The 1683-nt window shown below is 66.3% G+C and carries 1 protein-coding gene; it reads right to left on the bottom strand.

Annotated elements, in window-relative coordinates; translation table 11 throughout:
- Positions 1-131 precede the first annotated feature (131 nt).
- On the bottom strand, positions 132-1679 hold the full coding sequence (gene tnpC / locus ACH107_RS32650; RefSeq protein WP_412509751.1) for an IS66 family transposase: 1548 nt from the start codon (positions 1677-1679) through the stop codon (positions 132-134).
- Positions 1680-1683: the final 4 nt, after the last annotated feature.

The raw sequence follows: 1683 nt of genomic DNA, 5'->3' as shown, positions 1-1683 counted from the left end.
TACGCACCTGCCAGCATCACCCTACGATACAACATCTGGTGCGGTCGTCCGGTAACCGGAAATGCAACCCACCCACACAAAACGCGAAGAAGCCGAAAAAACGTAAGCGCCAGCTGGGCCCCACGGGCTTTTCAGCTTGACGGCTGGAAGTTCCAAGGGAGGAGTTCGTCGATCCGGTTTTTCGGATGGCCGGCGGCGATGGCCCCGAGCGTGGCCTTGAGATAGTCGAAGGGCTCGACGCCGTTGATCTTTGCGGTTTCGATCAGCGACGCGATGCGGCCCCAGGCCTTGCCGCCCTCGTCGTGACCGGCGAACAAGGCATTTTTCCTGTTCAGTGCGATCGGGCGGATCAGGTTTTCCACGCTGTTGGAGTCGATCTCGACGCGGCCGTCCTGGAGGAAGGTCTGCAGCCCCTCCCAGTGGCGATGGATATAGGCCAGCTTCTCGCCGAGCCGGGATTTCGCCGACACGCGCAGTCGCTGTTCCTGCAGCCAGTCGCCGAACGCCGCCACCAGCGGGGCCGTTCGTACCTGCCGGGCCGAGAGGCGTTGACCTGGGTCGACGCCGCGGATGTCAGCCTCGACCTTGTAGATCTCGGCGATGCGACGCAGGCCCTCGGCGGCGATCTCGGAGCCGTCGCGGTCGAAGACTTCCTTCAGCTTGCGCCGGGCATGCGCCCAGCAATGGGCCACGCGGATGGGATCTCCGCCCTCGCGGGAGGGGCGCGTCAGGCGATTGTAGCCCGGATACCCGTCCAGTTGCAGGATCCCGTCGAAGCCGCGCAGGAACGTCTCGGCATTCTTGCCACCTCGATCGGGCGCGTAGAAGAAGATCACCCCCGGCGGGTCGGCGCCACCCCACCTGCGGTCATCGCGGGCCAGCGCCCAGAGGTAGCCGGTTTTAGTACGGCCGCGGCCGGGGTCGAGAACCGGCGCAGTCGTCTCGTCCATGAACAGCTTGGTGGACGCCTTCAGGTGCTCGGCCAGCCGATCGACGACGGGCCGCAGGTGGAACGCGGCGACACCGACCCAGTCGGCCAGGGTGCCGCGGTCGATGGTGACGCCCGACCGGGCGAGCATCTGGCTCTGGCGATATAACGGCAGGTGATCCGCGTATTTGCTGACCAGCACGTGGGCGATGGCGCCCTCGGTCGGCAGGCCGCCCTCGATCAGGGCGGCGGGGGCCGGCGCCTGCGTCACGCCATCGGTGCAGGCGCGGCAGGCGTATTTGGGGCGAACCGTAACCAGCACACGCAGCTGCGCCGGCACGATGTCCAGCCGCTCGGTCCGGTCCTCGCCGATCTTGTGCATCTGCCCGCAGCCACATGGGCAGACGAGGCTGTCGGGCTCGACGACCTGTTCGATCCGGGGCAGGTTCTCGGGAAGATTGCCGCGGTTGCGCTTGGCCGAGGATGACTTGCGGCGCGGCGCGTCACCGGAGGAGGTCTGCTGGTCCCGCTGCTCCTCGACCTCGGCGACGGACGCTTCGAGGTCCTCGAAGGCCAGCTGTCTGTCGTCCGCGTCGAGCTTCTCGGACTTCTTGCCATGCACCACATGGTTCAGCTCGGCCACCAGGTGCTCGAGACGCTTGACGATCTGCTGAAGGCTGGTCTTCTCACCCTTGAGGTTGCTGTTCTCGCGCAGCAGTGCGGCGATCGTATCGCGCTGGTCCTCGGGAATGGCC

It is taken from the genome of Roseovarius halophilus (ex Wu et al. 2025) (genome assembly GCF_047086965.1).
Note: the sequence above shows the minus strand (reverse complement) of the source record. Positions and strands in the feature narration are given on the sequence as shown.